Annotated in this window: 10 protein-coding genes; 4 read left to right on the top strand and 6 right to left on the bottom strand. The window is 31.7% G+C overall.

Translation table 11 applies throughout. From position 1 onward, the window contains the following. Nucleotides 1-60: 60 nt before the first annotated feature. Nucleotides 61-1,110: an AMP-binding protein gene (locus tag J3S90_RS10730; RefSeq protein WP_210646206.1), complete on the bottom strand. Its 1,050-nt coding sequence runs from the start codon at nucleotides 1,108-1,110 to the stop codon at nucleotides 61-63. A gap of 29 nt (nucleotides 1,111-1,139) precedes the next feature. Further along, complete coding sequence (locus J3S90_RS10725; protein ID WP_210646205.1) at nucleotides 1,140-2,051, bottom strand: CPBP family intramembrane glutamic endopeptidase; 912 nt, start codon at nucleotides 2,049-2,051, stop codon at nucleotides 1,140-1,142. 98 nt (nucleotides 2,052-2,149) lie between these two features. On the opposite strand from J3S90_RS10725, the gene J3S90_RS10720 reads away from it, so the two are divergent. Both J3S90_RS10720 and J3S90_RS10715 read left to right on the top strand, forming a co-directional pair. Continuing rightward, nucleotides 2,150-2,491 carry an ArsC/Spx/MgsR family protein gene (locus J3S90_RS10720; protein ID WP_210646204.1) on the top strand — a complete coding sequence of 114 codons (342 nt, stop codon included), beginning with the start codon at nucleotides 2,150-2,152 and terminating at the stop codon, nucleotides 2,489-2,491. 99 nt (nucleotides 2,492-2,590) lie between these two features. Continuing rightward, nucleotides 2,591-5,041 (top strand): outer membrane beta-barrel family protein, encoded by a 2,451-nt coding sequence (locus tag J3S90_RS10715; protein ID WP_210646203.1) that lies wholly within the window; start codon nucleotides 2,591-2,593, stop codon nucleotides 5,039-5,041. A 109-nt stretch (nucleotides 5,042-5,150) separates the two neighbouring features. Here J3S90_RS10715 and J3S90_RS10710 read toward each other — a convergent pair whose 3' ends face one another. After that, a complete protein-coding gene (locus J3S90_RS10710) occupies nucleotides 5,151-5,324 on the bottom strand; it encodes a hypothetical protein (RefSeq protein WP_188050294.1) in 174 nt (57 codons plus the stop codon). A 245-nt stretch (nucleotides 5,325-5,569) separates the two neighbouring features. On the opposite strand from J3S90_RS10710, the gene fumC reads away from it, so the two are divergent. Continuing rightward, complete coding sequence (gene fumC, locus J3S90_RS10705) at nucleotides 5,570-6,967, top strand: class II fumarate hydratase (RefSeq protein ID WP_210646202.1); 1,398 nt, start codon at nucleotides 5,570-5,572, stop codon at nucleotides 6,965-6,967. 240 nt (nucleotides 6,968-7,207) lie between these two features. On the opposite strand, the gene lpdA is transcribed toward fumC, so the two are convergent. Continuing rightward, entirely contained in the window at nucleotides 7,208-8,611 is a 1,404-nt protein-coding gene (lpdA, locus tag J3S90_RS10700; RefSeq protein ID WP_210646201.1) for a dihydrolipoyl dehydrogenase, read from the bottom strand. Between the two features lie 228 nt (nucleotides 8,612-8,839). After that, the gene (locus J3S90_RS10695; protein ID WP_210646200.1) at nucleotides 8,840-9,298 is read right to left on the bottom strand and encodes an Lrp/AsnC family transcriptional regulator; all 459 of its coding nucleotides are present in this window, start codon (nucleotides 9,296-9,298) and stop codon (nucleotides 8,840-8,842) included. Between the two features lie 263 nt (nucleotides 9,299-9,561). On the opposite strand from J3S90_RS10695, the gene J3S90_RS10690 reads away from it, so the two are divergent. Then, on the top strand, nucleotides 9,562-10,770 hold the full coding sequence (locus J3S90_RS10690) for an aminotransferase class I/II-fold pyridoxal phosphate-dependent enzyme (protein ID WP_188051708.1): 1,209 nt from the start codon (nucleotides 9,562-9,564) through the stop codon (nucleotides 10,768-10,770). Nucleotides 10,771-10,924: 154 nt separating this feature from the next. On the opposite strand, the gene J3S90_RS10685 is transcribed toward J3S90_RS10690, so the two are convergent. Further along, nucleotides 10,925-16,939 carry a PAS domain S-box protein gene (locus J3S90_RS10685; protein ID WP_210646199.1) on the bottom strand — a complete coding sequence of 2,005 codons (6,015 nt, stop codon included), beginning with the start codon at nucleotides 16,937-16,939 and terminating at the stop codon, nucleotides 10,925-10,927. Between the last annotated feature and the right edge of the window lie 102 nt (nucleotides 16,940-17,041).

The raw sequence follows: 17,041 nt of genomic DNA, 5'->3' as shown, positions 1-17,041 counted from the left end.
AATCAATTACATATAAAAAAAGCATCTGTTTTCATCAGATGCTTTTTTTATGATTAAAAACTAAATATTTTTTAAAATCTCTTTTCTTTTTATTTTTCCATTTTCTGTTTCAATAAATTTTTTAGTAAAAAAAACAGCCTTTGGTTTTTCATATTTATCCAAATCATCAAAAATAGTTTCCTCTAAAGGATACTCATCCCCTTCTATAATAAGTACTAATTTCTCTCCTAAATTGGCATCCGCAACACCTATTACAAAAAATCGGGAGGCAATTTTTTGAGCCAACTTGTCTTCAATTTTTTCTGGTATTAATTTAATTCCTCCACTATTAATCACATTGTCAATTCTGCCTAGAAAGATAAATTGATTCTCATTGACTATTGTTACTAAATCATTCGTAACTAAAAGTTCAGACGTAAGATTGGGAGCACTAATTACCAAACAATTTCGATTATCTTGACTAATTGCAACATTGGGTAAAAGCGAAAAAACCTCTTCATTTATTTTCTTTGCAGCAATATGAGTAATCGTTTCTGTCATTCCATAAGTCTCGTAAACCTTAGACTTTATTTTTAGTAGCTTTTTTCTCAATTCACTATTGAGTTTAGCTCCTCCAATAATTATCTTTTTGACGTTAACGAATTCAGATAAACAATTTTGAATTTGCAAAGGCACCATAGCAACAAAATCATAACTCGCATTTTCCCGAATTAAAGGATGTGAAGTGGGTGCTACAAAATCAATTGCTAATCCTAAAATTAATCCTCTTACAAACATCATTTTACCCGCAATATATTTCATCGGTAAACAATGCAAAGCGGTGTCACCTGGTTTCAAATCAAAAAAATCACCCGTTGCAAGTGCAGAATTAACCATTGCTTTTTTTTCAATTCGGATAATCTTAGGAGCGCCAGTAGTGCCGGAGGTAGTTAGTTCAATAAATGATTTCTGATCAAACCAATCGAGTATAAAGTCGCCCATGTCTTTTTCATACCCCTCACCTTCTTTAATAAAACTATAGGCTACTCGACATAAATCATTTTTATTGAGATGATACCCATTAAGTTTAAATAAATTATGGACATTTTTATAGGTAACTTTATGGTTCATATTCATTTATTATTTAATTATCGAAAAGGTTAAATTTTTCCAGTTAATTTTTCTTTCCAATTGTTCCAATTGTATTTTTTACTAAAAATAAATAAAAGTAAAGGGAAAATAACTAAAACAGGAAAAAAAACCTCATATCCTGCCGATGGTTCAGAAATATCTTTAAAAATTGAATGTGTCTGTAAAGCAGTCCAATCTGCAGTTACGAGCAATGCACCAATCAAATTATTAGCAGCATGAAATCCTAAAGCAAGTTCCATCCCTTCATCCATTAATGTAATTATTCCTAAAAAAAATCCGGTTCCTATATAATAGACCATGATTATTGGACCCACTTTAGCTACTTCAGGATTAAAATAATGCAAACTTCCAAAAATCAAAGACGTTAATAACAGCGGAAACCACTTGTTTTTAGCCAAATTGGCAAAACCTTGCATTAAATAACCTCTAAAAATATATTCCTCACAACTTGTTTGTATCGGAACAAGAAGTATGGCTATTACTGCTAAAATTGCAAATGGAATGGGTTTAAAATTAAATATAAAGTTAGTAGGATCGTAAAAATAAGACAACAAAGTAGTAATAATAGTAAAAGCAGACCATAGAGAAAAGGAAAATATAATACGTTTCCAATCTACTTTATTTCTAGAAGTTGTAACGGAAAGAATAGTTTGTTTGTGTATCAAATGCACAACACCATAAACTGCTAACATTGTAAAAACAAAAGAAAACAAAACTAACAACAAGGTTAGATTGGAATCAAAGTAACTCATTACTGCATCATTTGTGGTTGGATACAACTTTTTACTTGAAAACGAATCATACAATATTGCTGCTGCAAATATAATTTGCCCAACGAATGAAGCAAATATAATAGCCAACGATCCCAAAATATACTTCCAAAAGTGATTTTCTGGTTTAACTCCTTGTTCTATAAACATAAATTTTTGTTTAATTTAATGTGTAATCAGCTAAACAAATCTTATTTTTGCGAGATAAAAATAAAATTGACAACTTTTACAAACTAATTATAATAAATATGATACAAATATACCATAATTCACGTTGTGGAAAATCTAGAAATTGTTTACTAGAATTGCAACATTCAAAAAAAGATTTTGAAATCATTAATTACTTAATAAACCCTCCATCCTTTGACGAATTATCAAGTATCATCGAAAAACTAAATATTAATCCAATTGATTTAGTTCGAAAAAAAGAACAAATATGGATAGATCAATTTAAAGACCACAAAATGAGTGATCAAGAAATAATTACAGCCATGATAACTCACCCTATTTTGATTGAAAGACCTATTGTAATCAAAGATAATAAAGCAATAATAGCAAGAGATTTAGAAAAACTAGAAGGTTTTATTTAATATTCTGAGCACACTTTAATTAACATATATTTATGAATTCTGGTTTTAAACCAAAATCAATTTTTATAGTCTAATAGTATATAACCAATGTTTTTAAAAATGAAAAAAATAAAATCTGTTTTAATTCTTGTTCTCTTTCTAACAACCATTTTCAGTTTTGCTCAGGAATCTCCAGTTGCAAAAATAAAAATTTCAGGTAAAGTAGTTGAAAAAACAAGTAATCAACCGCTTGAATACGCAACCATAACTTTTTTTGCTGCAAACAATCCCAAAGCAATTGCTGGTGGTATTACCAATCCCAAAGGAGAATTTGATATCGAAATTAAACCAGGTATTTATGATATAAAAATTGAGTTCATATCTTTCAAGATTAAAGAAATTAAACAAAAGGCTTTAAATACAACTAGCAGTCTAGGTTTAATTAGTTTAGAAGAAGATGTAAACCAATTAAACGAGGTTGTTATTCGTACCGAAAAAACAACTGTTGAAATTAAATTAGACAAGAAAGTTTACAATGTAGGAAGTGACCTTATGGTAAAAGGTGGAACAGTAAGTGATGTTTTAGACAATATTCCATCTGTTTCTGTCGATGTAGAAGGAAATGTAAGTCTTCGTGGCAATGATAATGTTAGAGTACTTATTGACGGGAAACCATCAAATGCGATTAATATAGCCGAAGCATTGCGTTTGATTCCAGCAGATGCTATCGAAAAAGTAGAAGTAATAACAAATCCTTCTGCAAGATATGATGCTGAAGGTGGTGGAGGTTTATTAAATATCATCTTGAAAAAAGGAAAAAACCAAGGTTTAAACGGAACATTTATAGCTTCTACTGGATATCCAGAAACTTATGGTTTGAGCGGAAATATAAATTATAAATCAAAAAATTTCAACCTTTTTACCACTCAAGGATATAACAATCGCAACAGTCCGGGAAACTCATTCACTAATTCAGAATATTTAAATCCAGACAATACTACCCGTAATTATATCTACGAGAACAGAGACAATAAAAGAAATAACAAAGGGTATAATGGTAATTTTGGTATCGAATTATATTTAAATAAATCAACTTCATGGACAAACGCTATAAATTATAGAAAAAGTAAAGGGGATAATGTTGATGATGTTCTTCAAAATTATTACGACTCCGGTTTTAATTATGATTACACTCGCAATAGAATCAATGGAGAAATTAGCGATAGTGAAAGCGTAGAATTTACAACAAATTTTATTAAAAAATTCAAAAGAGACGGCCATAAATTAACAATTGACGGTTCGTTTTCTACAAGTGATGATCTGAACGATGCTATAATTACTGACAAAGCAACCAACACAAATATTGTTAAATTTGACAATACAATAAATAATCAGACACAAGGTAGAAATTTAATTCAAATGGATTATGTTTTACCTTTTGGAAAAGGAAGTCAATTTGAAGCAGGATATCGTGGTGATTTTTCAAAATTACTTACTGATTACGAAGTAGAAAATGATGGCGTAATTAACAACAACTTTACTAATTCACTAGAATATAAAGAGAAAGTAAATGCTCTTTATACACAATATGGGTTAAAAATTGATAAATTTTCTGCTCTTTTTGGACTTCGTTTTGAAGATTCAAATATTGAAATCAATTTATTAGGCACCAATAATTATAATACTAAAAAGTACAACAACTTTTTTCCAAGTGCCTTTTTCACTTATGAAATATCAGACAAAAGTAGTGCTTCTGTAAGCTATAGTCGCAGAATACAAAGACCTAGAGGGCGTTTTTTAAATCCCTTTAGTAATTTATCTAGTAACATCAACATTTTTGTTGGAAACCCTGATTTAAATCCTGCGTTCTCTGATGCAATTGATTTAGGTTTTATCAAAAGATGGGACAAATTGACCTTTAATACTTCTTTGTATGTTAACAAAACTTCGGATTCATTTCAATTTGCACGAAGAGAATCAGGTGCTTTCGTTAACGGAACGCCAGTATTAATTAGCTCACCTATCAATATAGCAACAGAATACAGAACAGGATTTGAATTTACTTTGAATTATTCTCCTTATAAATGGTGGAAATTAAATGGGAATTTCAATTTCTACAGAACAGAAACACAAGGAGATTTCTCCTATACTGATTTTAACAGTAACTTAGTGATTCAAGACTTTGGAAATATTGCTACTTCTTGGTCTTCAAGAATAACATCAAAAATAACCTTGCCTTACAAAATTGATTGGCAAACAAATGCAAGTTATAACGCACCACAAACAAGCGCTCAAGGTAAAAGTTTAGGTGTATTTGGAGCGAACTTAGCCTTTAGCAAAGACATCTTGAAGGAAAAAGGAACTCTTGCATTTAACGTAAGTGATGTATTTAATTCTAGAAAAAGAATTACTGAAAATTATTTAGCAGGTGTTGTAAATTCATACAGCGAAATGCAATACAGACAAAGACAGTTTACTTTATCATTTACATACCGCTTTAACAAGCCTAAAAATGAAAGAGAAAGACCTAAACAAAATCAAAATGATAGTGAAGGTGACTTTCAAGGATAAAATAAATAAGGACTCCAGAAATGGGGTCCTTTTTTTATAATATAAAAACAAATAAGCACAAAAAAAAGGGCCCATGTAAATGAGTCCTTTTTTTATTTAACAAAGAGTTTTAAACTGATTGTTGTTCTTGCTTCTTTTTATCTCTTTTCTCTTTGTATGCTTCCCAAGTTGCACCACCTACCCAATAGGATACGAAACTAACTAAAAAAAACATTAACCAGAATCCTATAGTAAGAACGGTTAAGAAAAGTAAAAAGCCTAAATACTGTGAAAATTCAAACATGTTTTCCGGAATTTTTGAATGTAGCCACAAATGTAAGTCTAATTCCTTTTCATACCAATAAAAAAGTATAAAAACTACTAATGAATTTTTATAAAAAAGGAATTATCCGTATTTTTGAACTCAGAATTTGGAGCTATTCCCGCTGTGCTCTCCAATCTTTTCTTTTTTAAGAAAAAAAGTAAAGGATTTCCGTTTCCATCGGGGCTAAAAATCTAGTAAACTACATATTTATAAATACTAACAACATGAAATTTAGAATAGAAAAAGACACCATGGGTGAAGTGCAGGTTCCTGCAGAAAAATATTGGGGTGCACAAACTGAACGTTCTCGTAATAACTTTAAAATAGGTCCATCGGCATCTATGCCTAAAGAAATTATTGAAGGTTTTGCTTATCTAAAAAAAGCGGCTGCTTACGCTAATTGTGATTTAGGAGTTTTGCCTACAGAAAAAAGAGATGCAATAGCTGCTGTTTGTGATGAAATATTAGCTGGAAAACTTGATGATGAATTTCCATTGGTAATTTGGCAAACGGGTTCTGGTACGCAAAGTAACATGAACGTAAATGAAGTTGTTGCAAATCGTGCACAAGTACTTAAAGGTTTTAATATTGGTGAAGGAGAACAATTCATCAAAGCGAATGACGATGTAAACAAATCACAATCTTCTAATGATACTTTTCCAACAGGAATGCACATCGCAGCTTACAAAGCAGTGGTAGAAGTTACCATTCCAGGAGTTGAAAAACTAAGAGATACATTGCACGCTAAAGCAATTGAATTCAAAAATGTGGTTAAAATTGGACGTACGCATTTAATGGATGCTACTCCACTAACATTAGGACAAGAAATTTCAGGATATGTAGCGCAATTAAACTACGGTTTAAAAGCAGTTAAAAATACATTGGCTCACTTATCAGAAGTAGCTTTAGGAGGAACTGCAGTAGGAACTGGATTAAATACACCAGAAGGATATGACGTAAAAGTTGCTCAATATATTGCAGAATTTACAGGACATCCGTTTGTTACTGCTGAAAATAAATTTGAAGCATTAGCAGCACATGACGCTATTGTAGAATCTCACGGAGCTTTAAAACAATTAGCAGTTTCTTTAAATAAGATTGCTAATGACGTTCGTATGTTAGCTTCTGGACCACGTTCAGGAATTGGAGAAATCATTATTCCAGAAAACGAACCGGGATCATCGATCATGCCAGGAAAAGTAAATCCAACACAATGTGAAGCGTTAACTATGGTTTGCGCTCAAGTGATGGGGAATGACGTTGCTATTACTGTTGGTGGAATGCAAGGGCAATATGAATTAAATGTTTTCAAACCCTTAATGGCAGCTAACTTTTTGCAATCGGCTCGTTTATTAGGTGACGCTTGTCTTTCTTTTGATGAACATTGTGCTCAAGGTATCGAACCAAATTACAAACGCATCAAAGAATTAGTTGACAACTCATTAATGTTAGTTACAGCTTTAAATACTAAAATTGGTTATTACAAATCGGCTGAAATTGCGCAAACAGCACATAAAAACGGTACCACTTTAAAAGACGAAGCCGTTCGTTTAGGATATGTAACCGCAGAAGATTTTGATGCTTGGGTAAAACCTGAAGACATGGTAGGAAGTTTGAAATAAACCTCACTAAAATCTAAAATAAAAAAAATCCCAAATTCCATCTTAAACTCTGGAATTTGGGATTTACTATTTTATTGAAAACAAAAAAAAATTACAAATAATTTGAACTGTAAACTTGATACTTATTTGTGTAAAAGCTGTTTTTAATTATTTATCTGAAAGCTAAGTAATACAATAAAAAAATCCCAAATTCCATCTTAAACTCTGGAATTTGGGATTTACTATTTTATAAATAATTTTCTAAACGTGCAATGCTCTATTATCTGTAGCCGCTAATGCAGCTTCTTTAATAGCTTCCGCAAAGGTAGGATGTGCATGTGACATTCTAGAAATATCTTCAGCAGATGCTTTAAATTCCATTGCTGTAACTGCTTCAGCAATTAAATCAGCGCAACGAGCACCAATCATGTGAACGCCAAGAACCTCATCTGTTTTTGCATCAGCAAGAATTTTTACGAATCCGTCTAAATCTCCTCCTGCTCTCGCACGACCTAAAGCTTTGAAAGGGAAACTTCCTGATTTATAATCTACTCCAGCAGCTTTTAATTGCTCCTCTGTTTGTCCTACTGCAGCCACTTCTGGCCAAGTGTAAACAACACCAGGAATTAAGTTATAATCGATATGTGGTTTTTGACCAGCTAAAATTTCAGCAACCATAGTTCCTTCTTCTTCCGCTTTGTGTGCCAACATTGCTCCACGAACAACATCACCAATAGCATAGATATTAGGAACATTAGTTTGCAAATGATCGTTTACTTCAACCATTCCTCTGTCAGAAATTTTCACTCCAGCTTTGTCTGCATTCAAACCTTCTGTGTAAGGACGACGACCTACAGAAACTAAAGAGTAATCTCCTTCTAAAGTAATTGTTTCTCCTTTAGCATTTTCTGCTTGAACAACAACTCCTTCTCCATTTCTTTCTACTGATTTCACTTTGTGCGAAACGTAGAATTTCATTCCTTGTTTTTTTAATACTTTAGTCAATTCTTTAGACAATGAAGCATCCATTCCAGGAATGATTCTATCCAAATATTCTACTACAGAAACTTGCGCTCCTAAACGTAAATATACTTGACCTAACTCGATACCAATTACTCCACCACCAATAATAACTAGATGTTTAGGAACTTCTTTCAGTTTTAACGCTTCTGTAGAAGTGATGATTCTTTCTTTATCTAATTTGATAAATGGTAAAGAAGATGGTTTAGAACCAGTAGCAATAATTATATTTTTAGCCTCGATAGTTTCAGAAGTTCCATCCGCTTTAGCAACCGCAACATGCGTAGCATCTACAAATGAACCTAAACCTTCAAGAACTGTAATTTTATTTTTGTCCATCAAAAATTTCACACCACCAGAAGTTTGGTCAACAACAGCTTGTTTGCGTGCAATCATTTTTTCTAAATTCACTTTTACTTCTCCCGAAACTTCGATTCCGTGCTCTGCAAAATGTGAAATTTCACTATAATGATGAGAAGAAGCAAGCAAAGCTTTAGAAGGAATACAACCTACATTTAGACAGGTTCCACCTAAAGTAGAATATTTTTCGATAATTGCTGTTTTAAAACCCAGTTGTGCACAACGAATTGCTGATACATATCCTCCAGGTCCTGAACCTATAATGACTACGTCAAATGAACTCATAGTAATTTATTTTAGTGTGTTTTTATAAAATGTTGCACAAAATTAAGGAATTAAGTTTTGTTTAAAGTTTAATTAGCAAGGTTTTTTGCTAAGAAAATGCATTCATTAACAAATGGTTATAACACAATACAATACAAATTGAATTATCGTTAATAAGAATTCCAAAATGTACTAAAATCAAAAAAAATATTAAGCGGTAAAAAAAAACCGGCTATTCTTTAATATGCTTTAAAGAGCAACTATTGTCGTGTTTTTAACTTCATTAATCATAAAGGTACTGTGTGTACTTCCTATGTGCTCTAAAGTAGTGAGTTTTGTGACTAAGAATTCTCGATACGCCTCCATATCTTTGACAACAATTTTCAGAATATAATCATAATCACCACTTACATGATGGCACTCTAAAACTTCCTTGAGTTGTATTACTTCACTTTCAAACTTTGAAATAAATTCTTTTGTATGCTGTATTAGTTTTAGATGGCAAAAAACAACAAACCCTTTTTCGACTTTAGAACGATTAACAAGCACCACATATTTGTCGATAATCCCTTCTCTTTCTAGTTTTTTGATGCGTTCATAAACTGCAGTTACGGAGAGATTTAATTTAAGAGAAAGCTCTTTGGTTGTTTTCTTACAATCTGATTGCAATAGGAAGAGTAATTTTTTATCGGTTGCGTCTAATGTCATTTTTTAGAATTTGAATTGAAATAAAATCTATAATAATCTTATTTTGAAAGCTAATTTAGATAATTAATTTACAATTACATCATTTGATAGTTTTAAAATCTAATATAAAACTATAGCATTGATTAATAAACTGAAATCATGTTATTTTGAATTCACTTATTAACAACTAAAAACCTAGCCCTGATAGAAGCGGCATCCTTTTAGGAGCGATAGCGACTAAAAGATATAGCGAATAGCAGGAAATAGCTCCTAAAAAAATAGATATGAAAAACTTTAACCCCGCAGACAACATTCAAGATTTACAATACTTTGGAGAATTTGGTGGTGTAAATCCATCGATTTCTGATTCCTCTACATACACTTTCCTTTCGGCGAAAACCATGTTCGACACCTTTGAAGGAAATATGGAAGGATGCTACTTATATTCTCGCCATTCTTCGCCTAGTAATTTGTATTTAGACAAAGCTTTGGCAGCGATGGAAGGAACTCAATCGGCTAATGTATCGGCATCAGGAATGGGAGCTATTACTCCTACTCTATTACAATTATGCGGAACGGGTGATCATATTGTTTCAAGCAGGACTATTTATGGAGGAACGTATGCGTTTTTGAAAAATTTTGCTCCAAGATTAGGCATTACAACGGCATTTGTAGATATTACAAAACTTGACGTTGTAGAGAATGCGATCACTTCAAATACTAAAGTTTTGTATTGTGAAACTGTGAGTAATCCCTTGCTTGAAGTAGCAGATATTGAAGGTTTATCTAAAATTGCAAAACGTCATAATTTAACGCTTGTAGTTGATAATACTTTTTCACCACTATCCGTTTCTCCAGCAAAATTAGGCGCTGATATTGTGATTCATAGCTTAACAAAATACATTAACGGAAGTAGTGATACGGTAGGCGGAGTAACGTGTGCCTCTACTGAATTTATTAATAGTTTAAAAAATGTAAATAGTGGTGCTAGTATGTTGCTTGGGCCAACAATGGATAGTATGCGTTCGGCGAGTGTAATGAAAAATTTGCGTACGCTACACATTCGTATGAAACAACACAGCCATAATGCCATGTATCTTGCAGAACGTTTTGAAAAAGACGGATTAATAACTGTTTATCCAGGTTTAGAAAGTCATCCGAGTCATAAAATCTACAAGACGATGATTAATCCAGAATATGGTTTTGGAGGAATGATGACACTAGATGTAGGCACTTTGGCAAAAGCCAATGCGTTAATGGAATTAATGCAGTCTAAAAACTTGGGCTATTTAGCTGTGAGTTTAGGATTTTATAAAACACTATTTAGTGCTCCAGGAACCTCAACATCGAGCGAAATTCCAATGGAAGAACAAATAGAAATGGGATTGACAGATGGTTTAATTCGTTTTTCTATAGGTTTAGATAATGATATCGAAAGAACGTATCAGATGATGAAAGCTTGTATGGTTGAATTAAACATTCTAGCTTCATAAACTTGAAATTCTTGTATAAAAGTAAAGCCTGTATTATAGTACAGGCTTTTTCTTTTGATAAAATCATTAAAAATTTTCGTTGGAATTGGGTACTAAAAGATATTCATTTTGAATAATTATTTTCTAGATTAATTCAATTGTTTTATAGGAGAAATCAGGATTTTTTTAGCCATTTGCATAAAACTTTTTCTAAATCTAATTTGATGATTGGTTTGGGTAAATAATCATTCATTCCCGCAACAAGACACTTTTCTTTATCTCCAACTAAAATTCCTGCCGTAATTGCAATTATAGGAATATTTTCAGAATCTTTTAATTCTCTAATTTCTTGTGTTGCTTCATATCCATTTTTATTGGGCATCTGAATATCCATTAAAATAACATCGGGTTTCTCTTTTTTATAAATTTCAACTGCTTCGTTACCATCATATGCCTCAAAAATAGTACAGTTAGAAATAATTCGTTTTACTAATGTTTTTGCCAAAAGCATGTTGATCTTATTATCCTCTACTATCAATACTTTGATACCATCAAGAATTGTTGTAGGCTCATCACTAATAATTGGTACTAGTTTTGGCATTAATTGTGAGGTGTCTTTATTTTTTACTTTTTTAAATTTAACAATAAAGAAAAAATCACTTCCATCTCCGTATTTACTAATTAACTGTAATTTACTATCCATCAAACCCGCTAGCTGATTTGAAATAGCCAAACCTAATCCGGTGCCACCAAATTTACGATTGGTTGAGTTATCCTCTTGAACAAAAGATTGAAATATCTTCTCATTATTAGCCATTTTGATTCCGACACCAGTATCTTTTACAGAAAATTTAATAGTAGTGTATTTTTTTTCATCCGAAGGAATTTCATTAATATCAAGATGAATTTCTCCAAAACTGGTAAACTTAATTGCGTTACTCAATAAATTGACTAATATTTGTTTTAATCGAATGGAATCGGCTAGAATATAGTTTGGAATAGTTTTATCAATACTTAAAATCAAAGCAACTCTTTTCTGATTGGCTTGAAATTTAAATAAATTAATAATTTGAGTGGCTAATTTATTGAGATTTACTTTTTCTATATTAAGTTCTAATTTGCCAGACTCAATTTTAGAAAAATCCAAAACATCATTGACAATTTCCATTAGCGATATAGCAGATTCATTGACAGTATTCATATATTCTGCCTGATTTTTCTTGAGATCAGATTTAACCAATAAATGGGTAAAACCAATAATACCATTTAATGGAGTTCTAATTTCATGACTCATGTTGGCTAAGAAATCACTCTTCGCTTTATTGGCAGATTCTGCTAATTCTTTAGCATTAAGCAACTCCATTTCCAACACTTTTTGTTCGGTAATGTCTAAAAAACTAACTACAATTTCGATGATGTTTCCGTAATGATCTACATCAGGATATCCGTTGACTAACAACCAAATTAGATCTTGAGTATTGGAACGAGTAACTCCTAATGTGAAATTTTTTAGAGGTTCTTTATTTCTAATAATTTGGCTTACAGGGAAATTATCTAACTCCATAACCGTCTTATCTTCATTTAGAAATTTCCAAGTAGAATCAAAAGCTGAAATACCTATGATTTGATCATCCCTTAATCCTAATAATTCTGCTGCTTTTTTATTGGCAACCACAACAGAAGTATCAGCTGCATGAACCACAATACCGGCATCGAGATTATTAAGTAAACCTCTGTAACGCTCTTCACTTTTAAAAAGTGCAGAATCTGATTCTTTGGCCGTTGTTATATCACGACATAAACATATAAAATGGGTTTCATCATTAAAATTTTCTTTCATTGGAGCGACAGAAAGTTCAAACCAATGCAGACCGCTTTTAAGTTGTAGTGTATATTGTTTTCCTGCTGAAAAGCCTTTTTCATAAGCTTCATTAATAGCCGATAAACATATATTAGCTGCATCTAAAGGAAGTATATCTGTAAATTTCTTTCCCAAGAAAAATTGTGCTGGCATTGCTAATAAATCATTACGACGGGAATGATAATTGTAAATTTCACCATTCAAATCTACTTCAAACAATAAATCAGGAATAGCACCAAGAATGGCTTCCATTTTTTTATTCATTTTCTTGAAGTCATCATTTATTTTTTTGCGTTCGGTAATATTACGAACAATAGCTACTATTCGGCCATCAGCAATCATTTTGGCTGTAATTTCTACATCAATTAGAGTTCCATCTTTACGCAGCATAGTGCGTTCTAGTAAAGTTCTTTTTCCATTTAATAATTCCTCAAATAGTATGGGTCTCGCTTTAATTTCTTTATTAGTGTATAATTCTTTTATATTTTTACAGCAAAGTTCCTGATTGGTATATCCCAACATTTGGCATGCACTATCATTTACTTCTAATAAATCACCCGAAATATCATTAATAAAAATAGCATCAGAGGCTTGCTCGACCAAACTTCGATATTTATCTTCACTACTAATAAGTTGCTCTTTAATATTTTTTAATTCTGTGACTTCAATCATGGCTCCATTTAGCCTAATTGCTCTACCTTCCTCATCTCTGGATATAATTCCTCTGTCATAAAAAATTCCATAAGTGCCATCTGCTTTTTGAAAACGAAATTCATCAGACCATAAACTTACGTCGCTTGCATACGAATCATCCATTTTTTTGGTTACTCTTTCTCGATCATCGGGATGCACTCTTGAACGCCAAATTACACTGTTATTAACACCTGTACGGTTGGTACTACCAAAACCCAAAAGTTCTACAAATCTTTTGTTATTCCAACTTTCACCCGTTATCAAGTCAACTTCAAAAACGGCATCGTTTGTAGCGGCCGATATCATTTCATATCTTTCGTTAGCAATTTTTATTTTTTGTTCTGCCTTTTTAATATCAGAAAGGTCTAATCCCATTCCTAAAATTCTCTTTTTCCCTTTGTATTCTAGACAATGGGAATTAATATAAAATGGAATCTTACTTTTATCTTTGGTAAAAAGTTCAATTTCTATTCCAGGTGAATTTTTCTCAAACAATGATTTTATTCTACTTTGTATTTTATCCTTAAAGTCTATATCATAAAAATCAACTGGTTTCATCTTAGCAATTTCCTCCGTGTTGTATCCTGAAACTGTTTCGAAATTTTTGTTCCATCTACTAATAATTCCTTTTTCATCATAGAGATAAAAAATGCCTGGAAGATTATTAATTATCATTTCCGAGAGCTGTTTTTCTTCTAAAATAGCCTCTTCGGCAAGCTTACGCTCCGTAATATCAGTCACGGTACCTATATATCCTATAATTTTATTTTTAAGATTTCGTTCTGGCATGGCTTTACCAATAACCCAAGCAATGGATCCGTCGGGACGAACAAAACGAAATTCTGATAAAGATAATTCTTGATTACTGGAAGCATTTTTCCATCCTTCAATCAATGAAGCTCTATCTTCTATATGAACCGCCTTAAACCAATCCTTTCCTATGGCTTCCTCATAGGACAAACCAGAAACTTGACACCAGTAAGGATTAACATAAGTTGTAGCTCCGGCTAAATCAGTTCTAAATATTCCAACTTGAGAAACTACTGTTAGCGTGTGGTATCTTTTTTCGCTTTCTAAAACTTCCTCTTCTGCTTTTTTTCTTAATAATTCTTTTTCAAAAATTTCTAACGCAAAAGCAACATCGCTGGTAGCACCTACTAAAAGTTGAATTTGTTCTGCGTCAAAAAAGTTTTTCTCATCTGCATAAAAAGAAAAAGCTCCAATTGTTTTACCAAACTTTTTTATTGGTACCGACATTAAAGAATTATAACCACACAATAATGCATGTTCTTTCCAGGGCAACATCATGGGGTCGTTTTCAATATCATTACATACAATATATTGATTTTCTCTGATAGAACGACCTGCAGGTCCTCTCCCTAAAGGTCCATCTTCTATAGAGATTGTTTTTATTTTAGAAAAATAATCATTATCAATTCCTTCCATTCTTACAGGAACGATTTGATGATTTGTTTCATCTAAAAGTCCAATCCAAACCATTTTAAACTTGCCTAATGCTACAGCAATCTTACAGGCTTCTCTAAATAGCGTTTCTTGATCTACTGTTCTAACAATCATTTGATTCATCTGACTTATAAAGGAATAAAGTCTATTGGCCTTGATTATTTTTTGCTTTGTAGAAATTCTCTGAGTTATATCTGTGACAATACCGTGACAAATTACGGTACCTTCTGGCTCAACAACAGGCAAAGAATTGACATCGTGCCAAACTAAACCTTTTTGTGGATGAAAATAACGGTATTCACATTTTAATGGAACTAATTTTAATTTAGTTTCTTTTATACTTGAAACTACTTTTTCATAATCAAGTGGATGTATGAGTTTAAATATTTTATTGGCATCATTTTTAATTTCTTCAAACGAAAAACCATATATATCTTGTATTGCATTACTAGCATAAGAATAATGTAAAGCTCCATCTACGGTTTGTCGCATCGAATATATTAAACCCGGCGAAGTTGCAGCAATTTTATCAAATTTTTCTTTTTCACTTACAATAGTGTCATGAGCAATTTTAGCTTCTGTTACCTCTTTTAAATTCAAAATGATGCCACCAACATTAGGATCTAAAATTCTATTATTCAAAACTCCTTGTAACCAAATATAATGTCCATTTTTATGTTTAATTTGAACAAGTATTGGTATTGGTATTCCGGGATTTTCAAGAGATTTCTCTATATTTTTTTTGACATAATCTAAGTAATCGGGATGAAAGTAGTCTGAATTTTTGATTATTTTAAATTCGCCATCTGAATATCCTGTAATTCGCTCTGACGAAGAACTTCTAAAAATAGTATTGAGATCTTTATCTAATATGGCAATAATCCCATCATTATATTCTACTAGAGCACGAAATCTTTTTTCATTTTGCTCAATCTTTTTCTCTGTATTTTTCTTTTCTGTAATATTTTTAAAAAAACCAAGATATAATGTTTCAGAAAGTTTTACAACATCAAGAAAACACCATATTTGTTCCCCATTTTTACGACGAATTCTTTCTTCGCCTTTCATCATTCCCGTTTTCTTTAACAACTGGAATTTAGCAATTGAATGATCAAGATCATTACTAAAAGAAAGTTCCCCAAATTTCATTTTCAATAGTTCTTCTTTAGAATAACCCGTCAATTGAATGGCAGCTTCATTGACTTCTAAATAATTTCTTTCATTGTCGATTACAAAAACTCCATCAGGAGCATTAGCAATGTAATTCTTAAACTTTGCATTGCTTTCTTGCTCAAATAATTTCAGTTTAAAGTCGGTTAAAGCCTTTTCCTGACTTTTAAGCGCTTTTTGAGCGCTTTTTTTCTCTGTAATATCTTGTGTATTTCCTCGTAAGGCTATAACGAATCCTTCTTTATCAATTAATGGAGTAACGATTGAACGAAACCATTTTTTATTACCATTTGACAAAGTGACCTTTTTCTCTACTTCAAATGGTAGTTTATTAATGAGTGATTGCTCAATTTTATTAAAAAAATATTTTTTGTTTTGTTCTGAATAAATACTTGTAAATTCTTCAAAGAGGTTTTGATCGGAGAATGTTTCTATTTCATAGAGTACATATAACTCTTGAGACCAAATCATTTTTTGATCTTGCATGTCTAGTTCCCAACTGCCTATTTTAGCAATTTTTTGAGCATCACTAAGTAATTTTTGATTTGAAAGTAGGTGCAGTTGACTCTTTTTAATTTCCGAAATATCTTTACCTATTCCATAAACAAATTCCTGTGTGGGAGACAAAGTGATTGTCCATTCTATCGTAACAATATCTCCATTCTTTTTTATATAGCGATTTTCAAAGTAAATCGAAGATTGAAACTTTGATAATAACACCAATTCTTCATTTGTCTTATAGCGATCATCAGGATGAATAAAGTTCTGAAGAGGATTAGATAGTAATTCCTCTAAGCTATAACCTAAGGTTTTTAGAAAAGCGAGATTGGTCTCTTTAATAAACCCATCAAAGCCAGCGATGCAAACTAAATCTTGAGATCCTTTTTGGTAAAAATCAAAGTTTAAGAAAGATTGCTCCTTTTTTAATAGCCTATTTATTTCTAGATCCTTATTTCTTATCAGATCAAGTAAATCATTGTAGGTAGGCTCGTCATTATTCATGCTTATGAATTTGATTAAAAGTTAAATATAACAAAATATTATTGTAAATAAAAAACGAAAAACTTAAATATTTTTTAACACTAAATACTTAAACCTGAAATA

The sequence above is a fragment of the Flavobacterium flabelliforme genome, from assembly GCF_017948675.1.
In the GTDB taxonomy this organism is placed as follows: Bacteria; Bacteroidota; Bacteroidia; order Flavobacteriales; family Flavobacteriaceae; genus Flavobacterium; species Flavobacterium pygoscelis.
The sequence above is the reverse complement of the archived record's forward strand: the minus strand, read 5'-3'. Positions and strand labels throughout refer to the sequence as shown.

Coding starts and splice junctions, on each gene's coding strand:
- J3S90_RS10695 (WP_210646200.1), bottom strand. CDS start 9,298: ATGACATTAGACGCAACCGATAAAAAATTACTCTTCCTATTGCAATCA.
- J3S90_RS10730 (WP_210646206.1), bottom strand. CDS start 1,110: ATGAACCATAAAGTTACCTATAAAAATGTCCATAATTTATTTAAACTT.
- J3S90_RS10685 (WP_210646199.1), bottom strand. CDS start 16,939: ATGAATAATGACGAGCCTACCTACAATGATTTACTTGATCTGATAAGA.
- J3S90_RS10690 (WP_188051708.1), top strand. CDS start 9,562: ATGAAAAACTTTAACCCCGCAGACAACATTCAAGATTTACAATACTTT.
- J3S90_RS10725 (WP_210646205.1), bottom strand. CDS start 2,051: ATGTTTATAGAACAAGGAGTTAAACCAGAAAATCACTTTTGGAAGTAT.
- J3S90_RS10710 (WP_188050294.1), bottom strand. CDS start 5,324: ATGTTTGAATTTTCACAGTATTTAGGCTTTTTACTTTTCTTAACCGTT.
- J3S90_RS10715 (WP_210646203.1), top strand. CDS start 2,591: ATGAAAAAAATAAAATCTGTTTTAATTCTTGTTCTCTTTCTAACAACC.
- fumC (WP_210646202.1), top strand. CDS start 5,570: ATGAAATTTAGAATAGAAAAAGACACCATGGGTGAAGTGCAGGTTCCT.
- lpdA (WP_210646201.1), bottom strand. CDS start 8,611: ATGAGTTCATTTGACGTAGTCATTATAGGTTCAGGACCTGGAGGATAT.
- J3S90_RS10720 (WP_210646204.1), top strand. CDS start 2,150: ATGATACAAATATACCATAATTCACGTTGTGGAAAATCTAGAAATTGT.